Raw genomic sequence first — 18,925 nt, forward strand, 5'->3', positions numbered from 1 at the left:
TCCGTCTGCGGACTTCCAGCTATTTCAAACTCACATTGGTATAATCCACCCGAGTATCTCCGTAACCGACTTCAATCAAATCCAATAATTCTTGAACCGATTCGAGTGTTTCGGCCTGTAACAACCGAATACGAAGCTCCCTAAAATTTGGCAAGGTCGGGAAATACTTGGCGAAATGACGACGCATCATCAGAATACCACTGCGCACATTATCTTTCCATTCAATCGACATGTTGAGTTGGTCGCGTACATTCTGAACCACATCGGCAACAGTCGGAGGTGGTAATAACTCCCCAGTCTTCAGGTAATGTTTCACTTCCGAGAAAATCCATGGGCGGCCAATCGAACCACGGCCAATCATCAGCGCATCTACCCCACTCTGCTCCAGAAACGCTTTGGCTTTCTCCGGACCATTGATATCACCATTTCCGATAATTGGAATTTTCATGCGTGGGTTGTTCTTCACATCGGCAATCAGCGACCAATCAGCCTCACCGGTGTATAACATGCTGCGCGTGCGACCGTGAATGGCCAGCGCGGCCACTCCGGCATCCTGCAAACGTTCGGCCACATCAACAATAATTTTGGTGTCGTGATCCCAACCCAACCGGGTTTTGGCAGTGACCGGTATCTTGACCGCTTTCACTATGGCTTCGGTCATTCGCTGCATTTTATCCGGATCGAGCAACATACCGGCGCCTGCGCCGTGCCGAATGATCTTTTTCATGGGGCAACCGTAATTGATGTCGATAAAATCGGGCTGGCATTCTTCAGCAACTTTGGCGGCCTCAACCATCGAATTAATGTCGTGACCGTAAATCTGAATAGTCACCGGGCGGTCGAAATCAAACAAAGTCATTTTCTGCTTGGTCTTCTGAATGTCGCGAATCAGCGCTTCCGATGAAACAAACTCGGTGTACATCACATCAGCACCGTACTTTTTGCACATGTACCGAAACGATTTGTACGTGACATCCTCCATAGGCGCCAGAAACAGCGGCATCTCTCCCAAATCAATTGATCCAATCTTCACAGTCTTTACTTTTTTGATGATGCAAAGTAAGTAACAAAGTAGCAAAGACACAAAGTACCTGAGTTTTAAATCTAATCACTTAACACCAAGCTTTTGGACTCAGGAACTTTATCTCTAAAGTTTTTATTGACTACACGCAACTAAAACGCCCATTATTCCGTCTTAGTTCAAACAAAACATACTCAAAATGAAAACTCTGTCAGTACTAAAATATCTTCTCGTTTTCTTCTTTTTCGCCGGAATAGGCTGCGAAGAAACTATTATTGAACAAGGATTTACAATTGGTCGGGAAACAAACTTTCAGGTTAACCAACTTTACACTTCGGCCAATGGGCAATATACGCTGAAGATTACTGAAATAAAGGACTCGCGATGCGCCGAAGGAGTGCAATGTGTTTGGCAGGGAGAAGTTATCCTGAAAGGCGAATGGACTGAAAATAACAACAAATCGAGCTTCGAGATCCATTCGGTAGTGAGCGACCAGACAAAAGAGCCAATCGGATATACTATTAAAATCGTCGATGCCAAACCTTATCCAAAATACGGCACAGTATCAAAACCTGAAGATTTGGTGGTTACTTTGCTGATTCAGAAGAAATAAACTTCATGTGGTCATCGGATCAACAACGACCTTGTAAAACAATTCTGCTCCTCTACCACTGATCAAAAAAATAATCGTAATTTTAAAATTCGGTTCAGGCTCATTTATATTCCATGATTAAGCCTGAATTCTCCGGATGCATTTTGTTTTGCATCTGTCTTAAATTATGTATAAATCATTAAAAAACAGCAATATGAGAACAAGAAGAATGAATGAAGACGAAGAACCGGAATCAGAAGGGAAAAAACCGCATATACAGAAAAAAGTAGAGGAAAAATTTCTGGAACAACGCAAAATATTCCTTTGGGGTCAGGTTGACGATGACTCGGCTCAGGATATTGTGAGTAAATTGCTCTATCTAGAATCCATCAAACCGGGTGAGAAGATCACTTTCTTCATCAATAGTCCGGGCGGAATGGTAACTTCCGGATTCTCTATTCTGGATACCATGAACCTGATTTCATCGCCGGTTTCAACCGTTTGTATGGGATTGGCCGCTTCGATGGGTTCTTTACTTTTGTCAGCTGGTGAAAAAGGCCAGCGTTTCATTTACCCATTGGGCGAAGTGATGATACACCAGCCAAGTATCGGGTATTTGCAAGGCCGGGCAAGTGATATTGAAATTCATGCCAAACAGATTCTGAAAACGAAAACATTATCGGCAGAGATTCTGGCCAAAAACTGCAATCAGTCGCTGGAACAGGTTTTACATGATTTCGAGCGTGATTACTGGATGAATGCCAAAGAATCAGTCGAATACGGAATCGTTGATGGAATTTACACCATGAGGAGTTAATCGATTACACCAATAAATTATACTGATGCGGTAAATACATTCGATATTTACCGCATTTTTTGTGGGGTAATGTACTGAAAAATAGTTGGTGATTTTTAGAATAATAATTTGTAAACTCCCGCCATTAATCTGAAGAGGAAACAGGCTCTGGTGGAGATCAACTTGTCAGCAATAAGATTAATGCATTTACAGTAATACAAGGGCAGTCAGTTTGGCTGCCTTTTTGTATTACTGGGATGCTACATGGCTAAAAAAACTCATTTTTCGTTTGTAAAATAGATGTACCATTTGATGAAGTTGATCCGATGTTTTACCGTTAATCCACGATGGATATCCAGGTGATTTTTCAGATGACTGAAATAGCCTTCTATCCCATTTGTGGTCTTTGGAATAGCAGGGTTTGACAGGTAATGAAACATGTTTGGCAAAGCCCGTTTGATGGTTATATAAGAACGCCTGAGTAGTTTATGGGTATACCAATACCTCCCGGTTTCTGTATTATAGGTTCGTTCATTCAGGTAATCTTTGTGAAATTCATGCCAACTTAGAAATTCTCTGGTCCAGTAAATACGGTCATTTTCAGTTTCGATTTTAAGAATCTGTAGCACCAATCTGCGTAACTGTTGTCCTGCTGGGTGCCTGGGATAACGGGTCAGCCATATCAGGCACATGCGTTGAATATGAACCAGGCAACGCTGCACAATGGCATCAGGAACTGACTTCCGGATGGCTTTCAGAGCACTTTTATGACCATCGCTTGTGATACTTTCAATCTGTATCCCCAGCTTGAGCAAATTAGCAAGATCTTCCCTGATCTCTTCATAATGCTCCCCATCAGTAAAACGCAATAACTGAGTATAGCCGTCATAGTCGTCCTGATAACATACCACACAAAACTTTGCAAAATAGGTAGCATCTATTCGAAAATGAACACCCTCTCGCTTGATTATTTTTATCCGAGGGGCTTGCTCTAATAACTGGTAGAATGTCCGTTGAAGTGTATCCCTGCACAAACCGCTGTCTCTGCTTAATGTCTGATATGTCTGACGTTCCAGAACCCATTTCCGAAACCAAACGAACCTGTTTTGGACACGCTGCTCTGGTCGATTATCGGTTAGAAAAATATCACACCTTTTGCACTTAAAACGTTGTTTCCCGTTTTGTTTTCCCCAACGAATTACATCAGTATAACCACATGCCCAACAGCGTTTTTTTTGATTTTTTCATAAACATAAAAAGTTTGATGAAACCAATTTCATCAAACTTCCTGTAATATCAATAGCAATGAGCTCTACAGAGCTTTTTACCAACTATTTTTCAGTAATATGCCTTTGTGGAAAATAATCTAAAATCCAGTATTTATTTCAGCAACATTCTCGCAGTTCTCCGGCTTTTCTGCTCTACATAAATGCTTCGGCCTTCAGAAATTTGTGCCACAGATTCCGCATCATAATAACGAATGGTTACCAAATCGAGCCCGGTATTGTATTTCACCTCAAATTTTTGATGCAACTGATTGATCAAATCCTCTATTCCTTGTTCCGGTTCGTCGAATGCCAACGAAAGGTCAATAGCCGATTGTTGCAAAAGACCAACTCTCAGCCGGTACTTGGCAAATAGCCCGAAAACATCCGATACGCTGCCAATGCTGATAAACGAAAAATCGTTGGGTGTTAAGGTAATCAGTGCCATATTCTTTTTCACGATAATCACCGGAACCAATTCCAAGGCATGTTCAACCGAGTGAATAATTGTCCCGGGTTTTTCAGGCTCAAGAAACGACTTTACCAATAATGGTATATTCTTGTTTTGAAGCGGTTTAATTGTTTTGGGGTGAATCACTTTTGCTCCGGAATACGACAACTCAATGGCTTCTTTGTACGACAATTCGTCGAGTTTAACTGTATTGGCGAAGAAATCAGGATCGGCATTCAGAATTCCGGGAACATTTTTCCAGATGCTCACTTCTTCGGCATCGAGCAAATTGGCCAGAATGGCGGCGGTATAATCCGAACCTTCGCGCCCAAGAGTCGTGGTTTGGTTGGTCAATGTTCCGCCAATAAAACCCTGAGTGATATGCAAATCTTCGGTTTCGAAGGTAAACATCCGCTTGGCTAAACGAACCGAAAGTTCCCAGTTGATGTTTGCTTCGCGGAACTGATCATCGGTTTTCAGACAGTTTCGCACATCAACCCAACGGTTTTTCAACTCAATCTGATTGAAATACAAACTGATGATCTGAGTAGAAATCAGTTCGCCAAAAGCCACAATCTGATCGTATTCATAGTCAAAATTCAGCGAGCGCTCTCCTTTGATGCGGTTGCTGAGCAGCGTAAAATGTTTTTCTACCTCAGGTAATTCAGTTGGTTCGCCCCAAAGTTCAGCAATGATACCCTCGTGATAATCCTTCACTTCCTGAAAAGCGGTCCACACTTCCGGATCCTGATTAAAATATCTTCGGGCAACAGTTTCGAGTGCATTCGTGGTCTTTCCCATGGCTGAAATCACCAAAACTTTGTTTCCCGGATACATTTTCAGGATATTAACTGAATTACGGACTGCATCGGCAGAACTGACGGAGGCGCCTCCAAATTTGAAAACCTTCATGATCGGTGTGGATTAATTTGACGAACAAAAATAGAAAAATGTGTCAGTCAAACGAGGATTAAGCCAAAACTTTAAAGGCAAAAAGTAAAACCCTGATTTGTAACGATTGTTACATCTTCAGATCAGCCCAATTTCTACATTTGTAACCATTAATTAAATCAATGACTAAAAACTCGATACTAAAGAAACTCCGGAAGTTCCATAAATGGCCGGGAATTGTAATCACATTGTTTGTGATTCTGTTTAGTCTTTCCGGAATTTTCATGAACCACCGGGACTTGATTTCGGCCATCGACATCAATCGGTCGATTTTGCCTGAAGAATACAGCTACCAAAACTGGAATAAGGGTGCGGTAAAATCGGTTTGTCTGCAGGGCGGCGATTCGGCATTGGTCTACGGAAACGTTGGCGTGTGGCTCACTACCGATCATTTCAAAACGTTTCAGGATTGGAATGCCGGATTTCCAAATGGAACCGACAATCGGAAAATCAGCAAAATGCTAAAAACTCCTGAAGGAAAGCTTTTTGCCGGAACATACTTTGGATTGTATCAATATTCTTTCAGGCAACACCAATGGAAGAAAATACCTTTACCTGTTTCCGAAGAACGAATCACTGATATGATTTTGAAAGAGAATGAGATTATGGTTCAAACCCGTTCGTTCCTGATGAAAAGTGCCGATGGAAATTCATTTCAGACCATCAAACTTCCTGCACCGGAAGGGTACACTGGCAAGGCCAGTCTATTTAAAACCTTGTGGTTGCTGCACAGTGGAGAAATCTGGGGTTCTGTCGGGAAGTTGGTTGTCGATTTATTTGGTCTGGCTATCCTGATTATTTCGCTTACCGGCTTGATGCATTTTATTTTTCCGAGGTGGCTGAAACGCCGCCGCGAAAAGAAAAAAGACAATGCCGCTCTGGTTTCGGCACGAAACACCAACCTGCACTGGCACAATAGACTTGGTTGGATTTTTATACCATTCCTGATTTTCGTAACCATCACTGGAATGTTTCTACGCCCACCACTGCTGATCGCCATTGCCAATTCGATGGTTTCGCCCATACCCGGAACTGTTCTGAGTTCGCCAAATCCATGGTACGACAAGCTTCGCCGCATTTTATACGACGAACAACAGCATATTTTCCTTTTTTCGACATACGATGGGATATTCTTTACCGACGAGAATTTCCGGGAGCCAATGCGCCGTCTTCCGGGCGAACCACCGGTAAGCGTGATGGGTTGCAATGTCTTTGAAAAGAAAGGAGAAACAACCTATCTGGTTGGTTCGTTCAATGGCTTGTTTTTATGGAATCCCTTAAGCGGTCAGGTTTTCGATTATCTCTCTGGCAATAATTATCAGGCGCCAGAAATCGCAGGCCCGCCAGTTTCGAAAGATATGATTGATGGCTGGTTCGCCGATTCCTCCGGAAATGAGTTTTATTTCGATTACAATCAGGGAGTCTTGCCGATTCGGAACAATACCGAATTTGGGGAAATGATCGATGAAATCATTCAGAAAAGCCCTATTTCTTTGTGGAACCTTTCGCTCGAAGTTCACACCGGACGCATTTTTGAGCCGATCTTAGGCATGTTTTATCTTTTATATGTTCCACTTGCCGGAATCTGTATTTTGGTTGTACTAATCAGCGGATTCTTTATTTGGTGGATGGGCTACAGGAAAAAAAGTCATCAGAAATGAGTCATTAGAAAATTTTCTAATGACCAATGACCTTTTCCTTTCAGAAAATGCTCTTTAAAAACCCAGGAGCTTTGCGATGCTTCGAGGCCTGCTCATAGGCAAAGGCCAATTTAATTAAAGTTGCTTCGCTCCAGGCACGACCAAAGAACGAAATTCCGACAGGCAATCCCTGCACATATCCGGCTGGAACCGAAATGTTTGGATAACCCGAGATCGCAGCTGGCTCCGAACTTCCGCCTCCAAAATGATCGCCGTTGACCAGATCTATTGTCCACGAAGGTCCATTGGTTGGGGCAATCAGTGCATCCAACTGATGCTTATCCATCAGCAAATCAATTCCATTTTTTCGGGTCATTTCGTGCACTTTCGAAAGTGCTTCCAGATAAACTGGATCCTCCAATCCTTTCGTTTTCTCGGCGTCTTCAAATATTTCCTGAGCAAACCATTTTAATTCCGTATCCGCATTCTGTTTATTGAACTCAATTAAATCAGACAGCGACTGAACTTTCAATCCTGTCCTACTTTTCAGGTAAGCATTTAAATCGGCTTTGAACTCCGAAATCAGCACCTGCCATTCCAGCTTTCCCCACTCCTGCTGATTTTCAAACTTCAGATCTTCGACAATTATGGCACCTGCAGTTTTCAGTGTCTGAATTGCATCAGCCATCAGTTTTTCAACTCCGGAATGAAACCCAAAGAAATCGGAAGCAATACCAATTCGGGCATTTCTCAGGCCGTTAATGTCCAGTGCCTTCGAATAATCCTGACTCTTTTCGGACAAAGCTCCCAATAAAATTGCGGCATCCGAAACGGTGCGTGCCATTGGTCCTGCTGTATCCTGGCTGTGCGATATCGGGATAATACCATCTCCACTCCACAATCCAACGGTTGGCTTGATTCCTACAATTCCGTTAATTCCTGAAGGACAAACGATCGATCCATCGGTTTCAGTTCCAATTCCGATCGCACAAAGGTTGGCCGAAACAGCTGCTCCCGTTCCGGAACTTGAACCACACGGACTGCGATCGGTACAAAATGGATTGCGTACCTGTCCGCCCCGCCCACTCCATCCGCTCGACGAATGCGTGGAACGAAAATTGGCCCATTCACTCAGGTTAGTTTTGCCCAACAGTACGACACCAGCTTCACGCAATTTGCGAACGATAATTGCATCGTCGGGAGCCGGTGCACCAACCAAAGCCAGCGATCCGGCCGTGGTTTGCATCCGGTCGCCAGTATCAATATTGTCTTTTATCAGAATCGGAATACCATGCAATGGGCCGCGGATTTTCCCCGATTTGCGTTCATCGTCCAATTGTCGGGCAATATCTAGTGCATCAGGATTGATTTCAATTACCGAATGTAGTTCCGGTCCCTTTTTGTCGATTCGCTCAATCCGATCAAGGTATTTCCGGGTAATTTCTACAGAAGATAAAGCTCCCGAACTCATCTTCTCCTGAAGCTGCGCAATAGTTACTTCATTCAATTCGAAGGCTGAATAATCTTCCGGAGCAGAAGCCGGAGTTGTGGATTGAACACATGAACTTAGCGGGGCAAAAGCAAGAGTTCCTCCTCCTAATGCAGCGGTTTTAAAGAAGTTTCGGCGTTTCATAAAATCTGGTAAAATTGGAACGTCAAGTTAAGAAAAAGCTTTAGGAATTCAACAGGTGCAAAAAAAGTCAGGGCTTCACTTCGAGTGAAACCCTGACTAATACTGCAAAGAAGGAAATTTTCTTTTTCCTCATTCCTCTTTGCTAATGACTAATGACACTTTCCTTGTCTTATCGATTCTGATACTGCTTTTCGTAATAGCTCTGGTAATCGCCGCTGGTTACGTTTTCCATCCATTCGGTGTTGGTCAGGTACCAGTCGATGGTTTTCTCCAATCCTTCTTCGAACTGGAGACTTGGAACCCAGTTCAGTTCTTTCTGTAGTTTTGTAGAATCAATCGCATAACGCAAATCGTGACCGGCGCGGTCTTTCACATAAGTAATCAGTTTTTCTGATTCTCCGGCTTCGCGACCCAATTTGCGATCCATGATGCGGCACATCACTTTAATCAGGTCGATGTTTGTCCATTCGTTATGGCCACCAATGTTGTAAGTATCGCCGTTCTTACCCTCATGATAAATCAAATCAATGGCACGGGCATGATCTTCAACCCACAACCAGTCGCGAACATTTTCGCCTTTTCCATACACTGGAAGCGCTTTGTTAAACTTGATGTTGTTGATAAACAGTGGAATCAGCTTTTCAGGAAACTGAAATGAACCGTAGTTGTTGGAGCAATTTGAAACCACTGCCGGAATACCAAATGTGTCGTGGTATGCACGAACAAAATGATCGGAACTGGCTTTTGAGGCCGAATACGGACTGTGCGGATCGTAACCGGTTTCTTCGGTAAACATCCCTTGGTTGCCCAAACTTCCATAGACTTCGTCGGTCGAAATGTGGTAAAAACGCTTGCCTTCGGTATTGTCTTTCCAAATTTGGCGAACTGCATTCAGCAGATTCACGGTGCCAATCACATTGGTAAACACAAACTCGGTCGGATTAGTTATCGATCGATCAACATGCGATTCGGCAGCCAAATGGATTACTCCGTCGAATTGCCTTTCGACGAACAACTTCAGGATAAACTCGGCATCAACGATGTCGCCTTTCACAAATTCATAATTCGGTTTGTCCTCAATGTCGGTCAGGTTGGCCAGGTTTCCGGCGTAAGTGAGTTTATCGAGGTTAACAATTTTATATTCAGGATATTTATTCACAAAAAGGCGCACCACGTGCGAACCTATAAATCCGGCACCTCCGGTAATCAGAATTGTCTTCATCTGTTTCATTTTTCAGCAATAAACAAAAGTAATCAATTAGGCAGAAACTCCAGATAGATTTTGAAACATAGAACGAGAGTTTGGGTCTTTTATTACAATTCCTCCTAATTCAAATACCAAATTAATAATCCCTCTCAGGCTGGCAAAACTCATTTTGAACTCTGCTCTTTTATGTTATTATTGTAGTTATAAAATTGTTAGGCAATCAATAACCAAATTAAGATATGACAAACATTAAAAAGATTGGACTATTTCTTTTATCAATCCTTCTCACCTGCGGTACTCTGAAAGCCGACGAAGGCATGTGGATGCTGCCTCTGATTCAAAAACTGAACATTAAAACGATGTCGGACATGGGTTTCAAGCTCTCGGCCAAAGACATTTACGACATCAACAACTCCAGTTTAAAAGATGCCGTTTTGCAATTTGGCGGCGGGTGTACTGCTGAAATTATATCGCAAGACGGGTTGGTTTTGACCAACCACCATTGTGGTTATGGATCAATTCAGAAGTTAAGTTCAGTCGATCACAATTACTTGCTGAACGGTTTCTGGGCCAAGAATCACGAAGAAGAAATTCCGGCACCCGGACTAACGGTTACTTTTCTCGACCGATTTGAAGATGTTACCAGGGAAGTCACTGAAGCTTTGGCCTCAGCAACTGATCCAACTTCTAAAGAAGATGCCTTGAAAAAAGTCTCAGACCAATTGGCCAATCAGGCAATTGGTAGTAACAAATACCTAAAAGGAAGAGTCGTTTCGTTTTACGGCAATAATCAGTACTATTTGGTTATTTCAAAAACCTACAACGACATTCGCTTTGTCGGAGCGCCACCTTCTTCAATTGGTAAATTTGGAGCTGATACTGACAACTGGATGTGGCCGCGTCATACCGGCGATTTCAGCATGTTCCGTATTTATGCCGATAAAGACAATAATCCTGCTGAATACTCCAAAGACAATGTATCTTATAAACCAAAGAAATTCCTGACGATTTCGCTCAAAGGAGTGAATCAGAACGATCCGGCCATGATTATGGGTTATCCGGGAAGAACCAACCGTTTCATGACTTCATACGAAGTAAAAGAAACCAGCGAAATTACTAATGCAATTACCATTCTGGTCAGAGGAATCCGTCAAAACATTTTGATGACCGATATGGTTGCCGATCCTAAAATCAGGCTCATGTATGCCAGTAAATATGCCGGATCATCCAATTCATGGAAAAAGTCGATTGGAATGAACGAGACTTTTGCCAAGCTGAAAGTTTATGACCGAAGAGTTGCCGAAGAAAAGGCGTTTTCGGAATGGGTTGCTGCCGATCCTAAACGGATTGAAAAATACGGAAATGCGTTATCTGATGTGAAGTCGGCAATTGAAGGACGTGCAAAACTTCAATTTACCTTGAAATACTATATGGAAGCGCTTAATTCGATAGAATTAACATCTGCCGCAGTGCGCTTTGCCCCCAAAACTGAAGATAGTCAGAGTGAAGGAAAAGGTGGCAGGCCAAACATCGTAATGAGTCCGTCTGATTTCTACAAAGATTACAATGTTGCAACCGACCTGAAAGTTGCAAAAGCGATGCTTAAACTTTTTAAGGAAAAAGTGACCCAAGCCGACCTTCCTGACTTCTATAAAACAATTGATACCGACTATCAAGGCAACATCGACGCCTATGTCGATGCGATGTTTAACCAATCGGTTTTTGTTTCTGAAGAAAAAATGAAAGAAGCACTGGCCGGAGATAAAACAGCAATTGCAAACGACCCTGCATATGTAGCGGGAAAAAATATTGCTGATGCGATTTCAAAATACAATCACGAGATTGAACAATACCGTTCGCTTTATGCAAAAGGCCAAAAACAGTACATCGCCGGAACGCTGGATATGAATGCCGGAAAAGCCATGTATCCTGATGCAAACTTCACCATGCGTTTGACCTACGGAAAAGTTTTGAATTATTCGCCCAAAAACGCAGTGATCTACGATTACGTTTCCACATTGGATGGCGTAATGGAGAAAGAGGATCCTAACAACTGGGAATTTGTAGTTCCGGCTAAATTGAAAGAACTCTACAACTCAAAAGATTTCGGTCAATATGCACTGAAAGATGGCCGTATGCCAGTTGATTTCCTCACCAACAACGACATTACTGGTGGCAATTCTGGAAGCCCGGTTCTGAATAAAAATGGAGAGTTGATCGGTACTGCGTTCGACGGAAACTGGGAATCGATGAGCGGTGACATTATTTTTGAGCCGTCATTGCAACGATGCATTAATCTTGATATTCGATATACACTTTTTATCATGGATAAATTCGGTGGCGCTGGTTATCTGCTGAACGAAATGAATATTTCGAAATAACTATAACTACTGAATTTCAGATTCAAAACTTCCTCGGAAATATAACACAACAAAAAGGTCTGCCCGAAAACGGCAGACCTTTTTGTTGTGTTATATTGATGGGTAGTTTACTTAATACCTCTAACCCGTTTTTCCCAAAGCCAGGCCGAGAGCATGGTTTCTTCCAATCCAGTTTCAGCTTTCCAACCCAATTCCTCGTTGGCAAAAGTGGTATCGGCCCATATTTTTTCGATATCCCCTGCCCTACGACCAACAATTTTGTAATTCAATTTGATACCCGAAGCCTTTTCGAAAGCATGAATTGCTTCAAGAACTGAAACGCCATTTCCGGTGCCGAGATTAAAAATCTCGTATCCTTGCTTATTTTTATTTTCAACCAAACGATTTACTGCAATTACGTGAGCTTTTGCCAGATCGACTACATTGATGTAATCGCGTACCGCTGAACCATCGTTTGTATCGTAATCGTCGCCGTAAACCTTTAGCTCGCCACGCAAACCAGCAGCCGACTGAGTAATAAACGGAACCAGATTTGCCGGCACGCCTACAGGAAGCTCCCCAATATGAGCCGATGGATGAGCTCCTACCGGATTGAAATAGCGAAGTGCAATCCCTTTAATCTGAGGATTTGCAACAATGGTATCGCGCAAAATATCTTCATTCACCTTTTTGGTATTTCCATAAGGCGACTCGGCATCTTTCCGTGGAGTTTGTTCAGTAACAGGCAATTTGTCGGGCTGACCGTAAACTGTGCACGACGATGAAAAAACAATATTCGAAACCCCGAATTTAATCTGGCATTCCAACAGGTTAATCAATGAAACCAAGTTATTCCGGTAATACAACAAAGGCTTGTCAACTGATTCGCCCACTGCTTTTGAAGCAGCAAAATGAATGATTGCCTCAATCTTTGGATATTTAGTAAAAAAGGCTTCTACCTTATCTTTTTCAATTAAATCAAACTGCTCGAAGATCGGACGAATACCGGTAATCTTTTCAATACCATCCAATGATTCAGTGCCCGAATTTGAAAGATTATCGATAATAATAACCTCAAAACCTGCATTTTGCAACACAACTACCGTATGCGAGCCAATGTATCCGGTGCCACCGGTAACTAAAATTTGTTTCATGTTATGACCTTTATTTTAGATGAGTCGCAAATTTATGAATAATCTGGATTCCTTAATCTTAAAGTGCGAGATAAAGATTTTTTACATAACAAAAGTTTAACTGTTGAAAACTTTGCCTTGAAGCAATGCTTAAATTTCTTACTTTTGACTAATTAAACATGTAAAGCGTGGAAATTAGTCAATACATAAAGGAACTCTTGCTTTTGAATGATTGTGTCATCATTCCTGAATTCGGTGGATTTGTGGCCAACTACAAACCGGCTACGATCGAAAACAATCAATTTTTCCCTCCCACAAAAGAAATTGCTTTTAATAACAAGCTTATTTCCAACGATGGATTGCTGATTAATTACATTTCAGAAGCTGAAGGCATCGATTATTTCAATGCCAAACAGAAGCTCGATAGTTTTGTTGAAGAAACCATGCTGAACCTGGAGCGAAACCGCAATGTCTATTTCGACAGTGTTGGCTATTTGCATTACGATTCAAGAGAAAACTTGCAATTCGAACCTCAGCTGAAACAAAACCTGTTGGTGGAATCGTACGGATTACAAAACTTCTCTTACGAAAAGCTCTATCAGCGGCAAATGCCCAAACCAGCTATTAAGGTTGAATATCGTGAACCCGTTCCAGTTATTTTTCAGCAACGCAAGCTAAAGAAACTTGCAATTGCCATTCCATTATTGATTGCGATGGCTCTCATTCCGATGAAAAAGAACAATGAGTATTTGTCCAAATCAGATATGGGCCTGTGGGAAACACTGATTCAAAGCACCCCGACGGCGCCGATACAAACTCAGGAACAGAATTTGACTGAAAAATCCATTAACGTAACTACTGCACCAGAGATTGAACAACTTAAATATTTCATCATTGGAGGAAGCTTCAAAAGCGAAGAAAATGCCGATAAATACATTCAGCAACTTAAAGAACAAGGATACAACGGACAAAATCTGGGGGTCTTCAAAGGTTTGAACCGAGTTGCTATAAAAGGATTTTCAACGATGGATGAAGCACAAAAGGAGCTAAATTCCTTGTTATCTAAAAATCCCGCGTCTGGTGTCTGGATCCACGTAAACCCTTAATATCCGAAAGCTCCAAAAGGAGCTTTTTTATTTCAGGAACATTCCATGCTTTGATGTAGAAATGGAAAAGCCACTCCTGAAATTCAGGAATGGCCTCTAACATTGATGTATGAAATCAAGTCAATCTATTTTTAACCTTTGGCATATTACTGAAAAATAGTTGGTAAAAAGCTCTGTAGAGCTCATTGCTATTGATATTACAGGAAGTTTGATGAAATTGGTTTCATCAAACTTTTTATGTTTATGAAAAAATCAAAAAAAACGCTGTTGGGCATGTGGTTATACTGATGTAATTCGTTGGGGAAAACAAAACGGGAAACAACGTTTTAAGTGCAAAAGGTGTGATATTTTTCTAACCGATAATCGACCAGAGCAGCGTGTCCAAAACAGGTTCGTTTGGTTTCGGAAATGGGTTCTGGAACGTCAGACATATCAGACATTAAGCAGAGACAGCGGTTTGTGCAGGGATACACTTCAACGGACATTCTACCAGTTATTAGAGCAAGCCCCTCGGATAAAAATAATCAAGCGAGAGGGTGTTCATTTTCGAATAGATGCTACCTATTTTGCAAAGTTTTGTGTGGTATGTTATCAGGACGACTATGACGGCTATACTCAGTTATTGCGTTTTACTGATGGGGAGCATTATGAAGAGATCAGGGAAGATCTTGCTAATTTGCTCAAGCTGGGGATACAGATTGAAAGTATCACAAGCGATGGTCATAAAAGTGCTCTGAAAGCCATCCGGAAGTCAGTTCCTGATGCCATTGTGCAGCGTTGCCTGGTTCATATTCAACGCATGTGCCTGATATGGCTGACCCGTTATCCCAGGCACCCAGCAGGACAACAGTTACGCAGATTGGTGCTACAGATTCTTAAAATCGAAACTGAAAATGACCGTATTTACTGGACCAGAGAATTTCTAAGTTGGCATGAATTTCACAAAGATTACCTGAATGAACGAACCTATAATACAGAAACCGGGAGGTATTGGTATACCCATAAACTACTCAGGCGTTCTTATATAACCATCAAACGGGCTTTGCCAAACATGTTTCATTACCTGTCAAACCCTGCTATTCCAAAGACCACAAATGGGATAGAAGGCTATTTCAGTCATCTGAAAAATCACCTGGATATCCATCGTGGATTAACGGTAAAACATCGGATCAACTTCATCAAATGGTACATCTATTTTACAAACGAAAAATGAGTTTTTTTAGCCATGTAGCATCCCAGTAATACAAAAAGGCAGCCAAACTGACTGCCCTTGTATTACTGTAAATGCATTAATCTTATTGCTGACAAGTTGATCTCCACCAGAGCCTGTTTCCTCTTCAGATTAATGGCGGGAGTTTACAAATTATTATTCTAAAAATCACCAACTATTTTTCAGTACATTACCTGGTACATCAAAAGATTCAATTAGTTTGCTTTTATAATTCTACCCGAATCAAAAATTGCAGCGTATCCATCAGGTTTGTGCAATATATCCAAAGCTTTAGTAACATCCGAATCGTCTCGTAAAGCCGCTTTTATTGCTCCCTTTTGATAATAGTATCTTGAAACAATTTCATCAGCCAATAATTCAGAAATCTCCTTTTTGAAATGTTCAAGATCCTGATCCAGATTGTGCCCAAGTTTTAGCTTCAGGTTTTCAAATTCATCTTTCGAGATATCGTAATACTTTTCACGTTTGGCAACTTCCAACAGATTGTCCAATTCTGATTCGGTCTTCGATTCGTATTTAAAGTCCTGTCCTTTAACAAACTGGATAAAATCAGCATAAATTTCAGGCGTAATTACAAACTCCTCAGGAGATGCTATTTTTTCTGTCTTACTATTGTAATACGTAGCAAAGTCAAAAATAAGAGAGCCTGTTACTAAATTGGTAGCCAGGTTACTCAAAGTCTCATCTTCAACCGTGAGATCCGGGGCAACACCTCCACCATCAAAAACTATACGTCCCTTTTTTGTTTTAAATTTTGAAATGAGTGAATCTGGGACAATTCCTACACTTCCGTCTTCGTTTCGGTGAGTATAGTCAAGCGCCTGAATACACCGTCCACTTGGAATGTAATATTTGGCTGTAGTTATTTTTAGTTTGGCATTGTAGCTCAGGTCGCGCGTGGTTTGAACAAGGCCTTTCCCGAATGTGCGCGTTCCGATAATCATACCACGATCGAGATCCTGAATAGCACCGGCCACAATTTCAGAAGCTGAGGCCGAGCCTCGGTTAACCAATACAGCAATAGGCATGATTGTATCAATCGGACTTTCGGTAGCAGTATAAACTTTATCCCATTGTTTTACTTTTCCCCTTGTGCTTACAATTTCCTGACCTTTAGGTACGAACAAATTGGCAATTCTTACTGCTTCAATCAATAAACCTCCCGGATTTGAACGAAGATCCAAAACTAAAGTTTTTGCTCCGTGCTTTTCCTTTAGTTCAATCAGAGCCATTTTTACTCTTTCGGTGCAATTTTCAGTAAAGTTCGACAATCGAATATAACCGGTTTCGCTATCAAGCATTCCGTAATAAGGAACCGGATCGATCTGAATTTTTTCGCGCATAATTTCAACATCCATCGGCTTCTTCTGTCCGTATCGTTGCACCTTAACTACAACCGCTTTGTTGGCTGGACCCTTCAAAAGAGCACTAACATCTTCCGTCGAAAGTTTTTCGGTTGATTTACCGGCTACCTCCAACAAAACGTCACCAGCTTTCAATCCGCTTTTCTGCGCAGGGAATCCTTCATAGGGCTCAGCAATCAAAATCTTACCTTTCTGTTTACTGATTAAGGCTCCGATACCAGCATACTCGCCAGTGGTCATGAACCGGAAATCTTCAATATCATCTTCAGGAATAAAGTTGGTGTACGGGTCGAGTGATTCGAGCATTTTATCGATACTGGTTTTTACCAACTTAGTCGGGTCAACGTCATCAACATAAAACAGGTTTAATTCCCGAAACAGTGTGTAATAAATATCAAGGTTTTTGGCTATTTGAAAGTTTTTATCGTCTTGTTTAAAGCCATAGAAGCTAATAGCAAAAGCAAATATTCCGACAACGACAATTGCTGCTTTTTTTGTTTTGGAAAATTTCATTTCTAATGCGTTGTTAATTAATGTTTTCTGAAGAGAATGCCAGAAGTGGAAAATATCAAGTTGCTAATACAAGCTCCTTTTCAGATATGAATCGTTTCATGGCTCCTGATTCGTAAAATGAAAAACAAAAATAGTAAAAGCTTTGTTCTTATCGGCTTACGTTTAAATCTAAAAAGTTAATTATTCTTAACCCTGATCTTAAGTCTCGAAACAATCACTTGCAATGCTTCTGATAATGAGAGAGGTGTATAGCTCAAGTTGAAATAGAAAGTCACTTGTAATCATCAATTTAATGACTACAAGTGACTTATTGGAACGTTAGATTAATAACCTTTACTTAGACTATTTGGTGGTACGTGTCCAGACAGTCGATCTTCCAAGCCATTTGATTCCAGCCACGTAACCTTTAAGATTCAAAACATTGGCATCTTTGTCGAACCACGCAAAGCAATCGTAAGTTTTACCATTCTTTGGATCATAAATACGACCACCCTGCCATTCTTTATCCGAAGCATTGAATTTAAGTTCAGACAAAATCTGCAAACCCAATCTTGAACGCGAACGTAACTTGACATCCGGATTCATATTGTCCTTCTCAGGTTCACCATTTACATATTTTTCCGGATTAATGTAAATCACCGTTCCAACAAATTTTCCGTTTTCCTCTTTCACTTCAATTTTCGAAGTTTTTTCATCATTCCACCAAATACCTATAATTTTCTGTGCATCCTGAGCAAACGCTCGCGAAATAAGCAAGCAGAGAACTAAAATCAAACCAAGTCGTTTCATAAGCTTATTTTTTAGCAATTTAATTATTTTTTCTGATAATTGTAAAAGCGGCTTTTGTGTGTCATTTATCACAAGCTTTTAAACTTTTTACGGTATTTTTTTGAAAGCAAGGCACTTTCCCTGATCAAAAGAATTAATTTTGAGTAAAAATCCCCCATTATGTTCCGAATAGCAATTACCATACTTTTTTTGGCCATTAACGTCCACGTATTTTCACAAATCAGTTTTTCTGAAGCTGAAGTTATGATTCAAAGCAGGCATATTTGGCGCGGAACAAAATTAGGAGATGCTCCTGCAATAGAACCTTCGATAACTTTTGCCGGATCTAATTTTGGTTTTAATATCTGGGCTGCAAAAACGATCAACAACAGTTATGCAGAAATAGACCTTATTCCATATTGGCAATTTGGAGAACTTACCTTTTCCATTTTAGACTACTATAATCCTTCAGTTGGTGAAAAAAACCAGTTCTTGAATTTTAAAGACGGAGAGTGCAGGCACTCGCTTGAAATAACGCTTGATAATTATTCGGGCGAAAAGAATCGTATAAAGTGGATGTTTGGAATGTTTGTCGCTGGTGATAAAAATGAAGCGACCGGAAATCCATTTTATTCTACCTACCTCGAATTAAAATATCCTTTTGCTGTTTTGGGCATTGATGCCGAACCTTTTGCCGGATTAACTCCGTTCAATGGATTCTATGCCGAAAAGTTTGCTGTAATTAACTCCGGAGTCGCACTCAGCAAGGAATTCAAACTTTCTTCCAGATTATCGATTCCACTTATTCTTACTTATACTTACAATCCTTATGAAGATAAGCATTTCCTGACATTTGGGACTGGGCTCCTCTTTTCGACTGAAAATTAAAGCTGA

Annotated in this window: 13 protein-coding genes and 2 pseudogenes; 7 read left to right on the forward strand and 8 right to left on the reverse strand. The window is 41.1% G+C overall.

Annotated elements, in window-relative coordinates:
- Positions 1-19: 19 nt before the first annotated feature.
- Positions 20-1,033, reverse strand: coding sequence for a tRNA dihydrouridine synthase DusB (gene dusB, locus AQPE_RS09780; protein ID WP_318350875.1), 1,014 nt, complete (start codon positions 1,031-1,033; stop codon positions 20-22).
- 187 nt (positions 1,034-1,220) lie between these two features.
- On the opposite strand from dusB, the gene AQPE_RS09785 reads away from it, so the two are divergent.
- Entirely contained in the window at positions 1,221-1,634 is a 414-nt protein-coding gene (locus AQPE_RS09785) for a hypothetical protein (protein ID WP_318350876.1), read from the forward strand.
- Between the two features lie 193 nt (positions 1,635-1,827).
- Positions 1,828-2,430 (forward strand): ClpP family protease, encoded by a 603-nt coding sequence (locus tag AQPE_RS09790; protein WP_318350877.1) that lies wholly within the window; start codon positions 1,828-1,830, stop codon positions 2,428-2,430.
- 257 nt (positions 2,431-2,687) lie between these two features.
- Here the strand turns inward: AQPE_RS09790 and AQPE_RS09795 are convergent.
- A pseudogene (locus tag AQPE_RS09795) lies at positions 2,688-3,626 on the reverse strand (IS256 family transposase, variant Zn-binding type); the annotation flags it as partial.
- Between the two features lie 163 nt (positions 3,627-3,789).
- The gene (locus tag AQPE_RS09800) at positions 3,790-5,037 is read right to left on the reverse strand and encodes an aspartate kinase (protein WP_318350878.1); all 1,248 of its coding nucleotides are present in this window, start codon (positions 5,035-5,037) and stop codon (positions 3,790-3,792) included.
- Positions 5,038-5,198: 161 nt separating this feature from the next.
- On the opposite strand from AQPE_RS09800, the gene AQPE_RS09805 reads away from it, so the two are divergent.
- Positions 5,199-6,737 (forward strand): PepSY-associated TM helix domain-containing protein, encoded by a 1,539-nt coding sequence (locus AQPE_RS09805; protein ID WP_318350879.1) that lies wholly within the window; start codon positions 5,199-5,201, stop codon positions 6,735-6,737.
- 40 nt (positions 6,738-6,777) lie between these two features.
- Here the strand turns inward: AQPE_RS09805 and AQPE_RS09810 are convergent, their stop codons facing one another.
- Positions 6,778-8,349, reverse strand: coding sequence for an amidase (locus AQPE_RS09810; RefSeq protein WP_318350880.1), 1,572 nt, complete (start codon positions 8,347-8,349; stop codon positions 6,778-6,780).
- A 169-nt stretch (positions 8,350-8,518) separates the two neighbouring features.
- Positions 8,519-9,571 (reverse strand): dTDP-glucose 4,6-dehydratase, encoded by a 1,053-nt coding sequence (rfbB, locus tag AQPE_RS09815; protein WP_318350881.1) that lies wholly within the window; start codon positions 9,569-9,571, stop codon positions 8,519-8,521.
- A gap of 224 nt (positions 9,572-9,795) precedes the next feature.
- Between rfbB and AQPE_RS09820 the strand changes: the two genes are divergently transcribed.
- The gene (locus tag AQPE_RS09820; RefSeq protein WP_318350882.1) at positions 9,796-11,937 is read left to right on the forward strand and encodes a S46 family peptidase; all 2,142 of its coding nucleotides are present in this window, start codon (positions 9,796-9,798) and stop codon (positions 11,935-11,937) included.
- A gap of 107 nt (positions 11,938-12,044) precedes the next feature.
- Here AQPE_RS09820 and galE read toward each other — a convergent pair whose 3' ends face one another.
- Positions 12,045-13,070, reverse strand: coding sequence for a UDP-glucose 4-epimerase GalE (gene galE, locus AQPE_RS09825; RefSeq protein ID WP_318350883.1), 1,026 nt, complete (start codon positions 13,068-13,070; stop codon positions 12,045-12,047).
- Positions 13,071-13,237: 167 nt separating this feature from the next.
- Between galE and AQPE_RS09830 the strand changes: the two genes are divergently transcribed.
- Positions 13,238-14,155, forward strand: a complete 918-nt coding sequence (locus AQPE_RS09830; protein ID WP_318350884.1) for an HU domain-containing protein — start codon at positions 13,238-13,240, stop codon at positions 14,153-14,155.
- Positions 14,156-14,429: 274 nt separating this feature from the next.
- Positions 14,430-15,368 (forward strand): annotated as a pseudogene (locus tag AQPE_RS09835) (IS256 family transposase, variant Zn-binding type); the annotation flags it as partial.
- A 212-nt stretch (positions 15,369-15,580) separates the two neighbouring features.
- Here the strand turns inward: AQPE_RS09835 and AQPE_RS09840 are convergent.
- Positions 15,581-17,263, reverse strand: coding sequence for a S41 family peptidase (locus tag AQPE_RS09840; RefSeq protein WP_318350885.1), 1,683 nt, complete (start codon positions 17,261-17,263; stop codon positions 15,581-15,583).
- 342 nt (positions 17,264-17,605) lie between these two features.
- Positions 17,606-18,052, reverse strand: a complete 447-nt coding sequence (locus AQPE_RS09845) for a DUF2147 domain-containing protein (RefSeq protein WP_318350886.1) — start codon at positions 18,050-18,052, stop codon at positions 17,606-17,608.
- 159 nt (positions 18,053-18,211) lie between these two features.
- Here AQPE_RS09845 and AQPE_RS09850 point away from each other — a divergent pair, with 159 nt between their 5' ends.
- The gene (locus AQPE_RS09850) at positions 18,212-18,919 is read left to right on the forward strand and encodes a hypothetical protein (RefSeq protein WP_318350887.1); all 708 of its coding nucleotides are present in this window, start codon (positions 18,212-18,214) and stop codon (positions 18,917-18,919) included.
- The last annotated feature ends 6 nt before the right edge of the window (positions 18,920-18,925 follow it).

Source organism: Aquipluma nitroreducens (assembly GCF_009689585.1).
GTDB classification, from domain to species: Bacteria; Bacteroidota; Bacteroidia; order Bacteroidales; family Prolixibacteraceae; genus Aquipluma; species Aquipluma nitroreducens.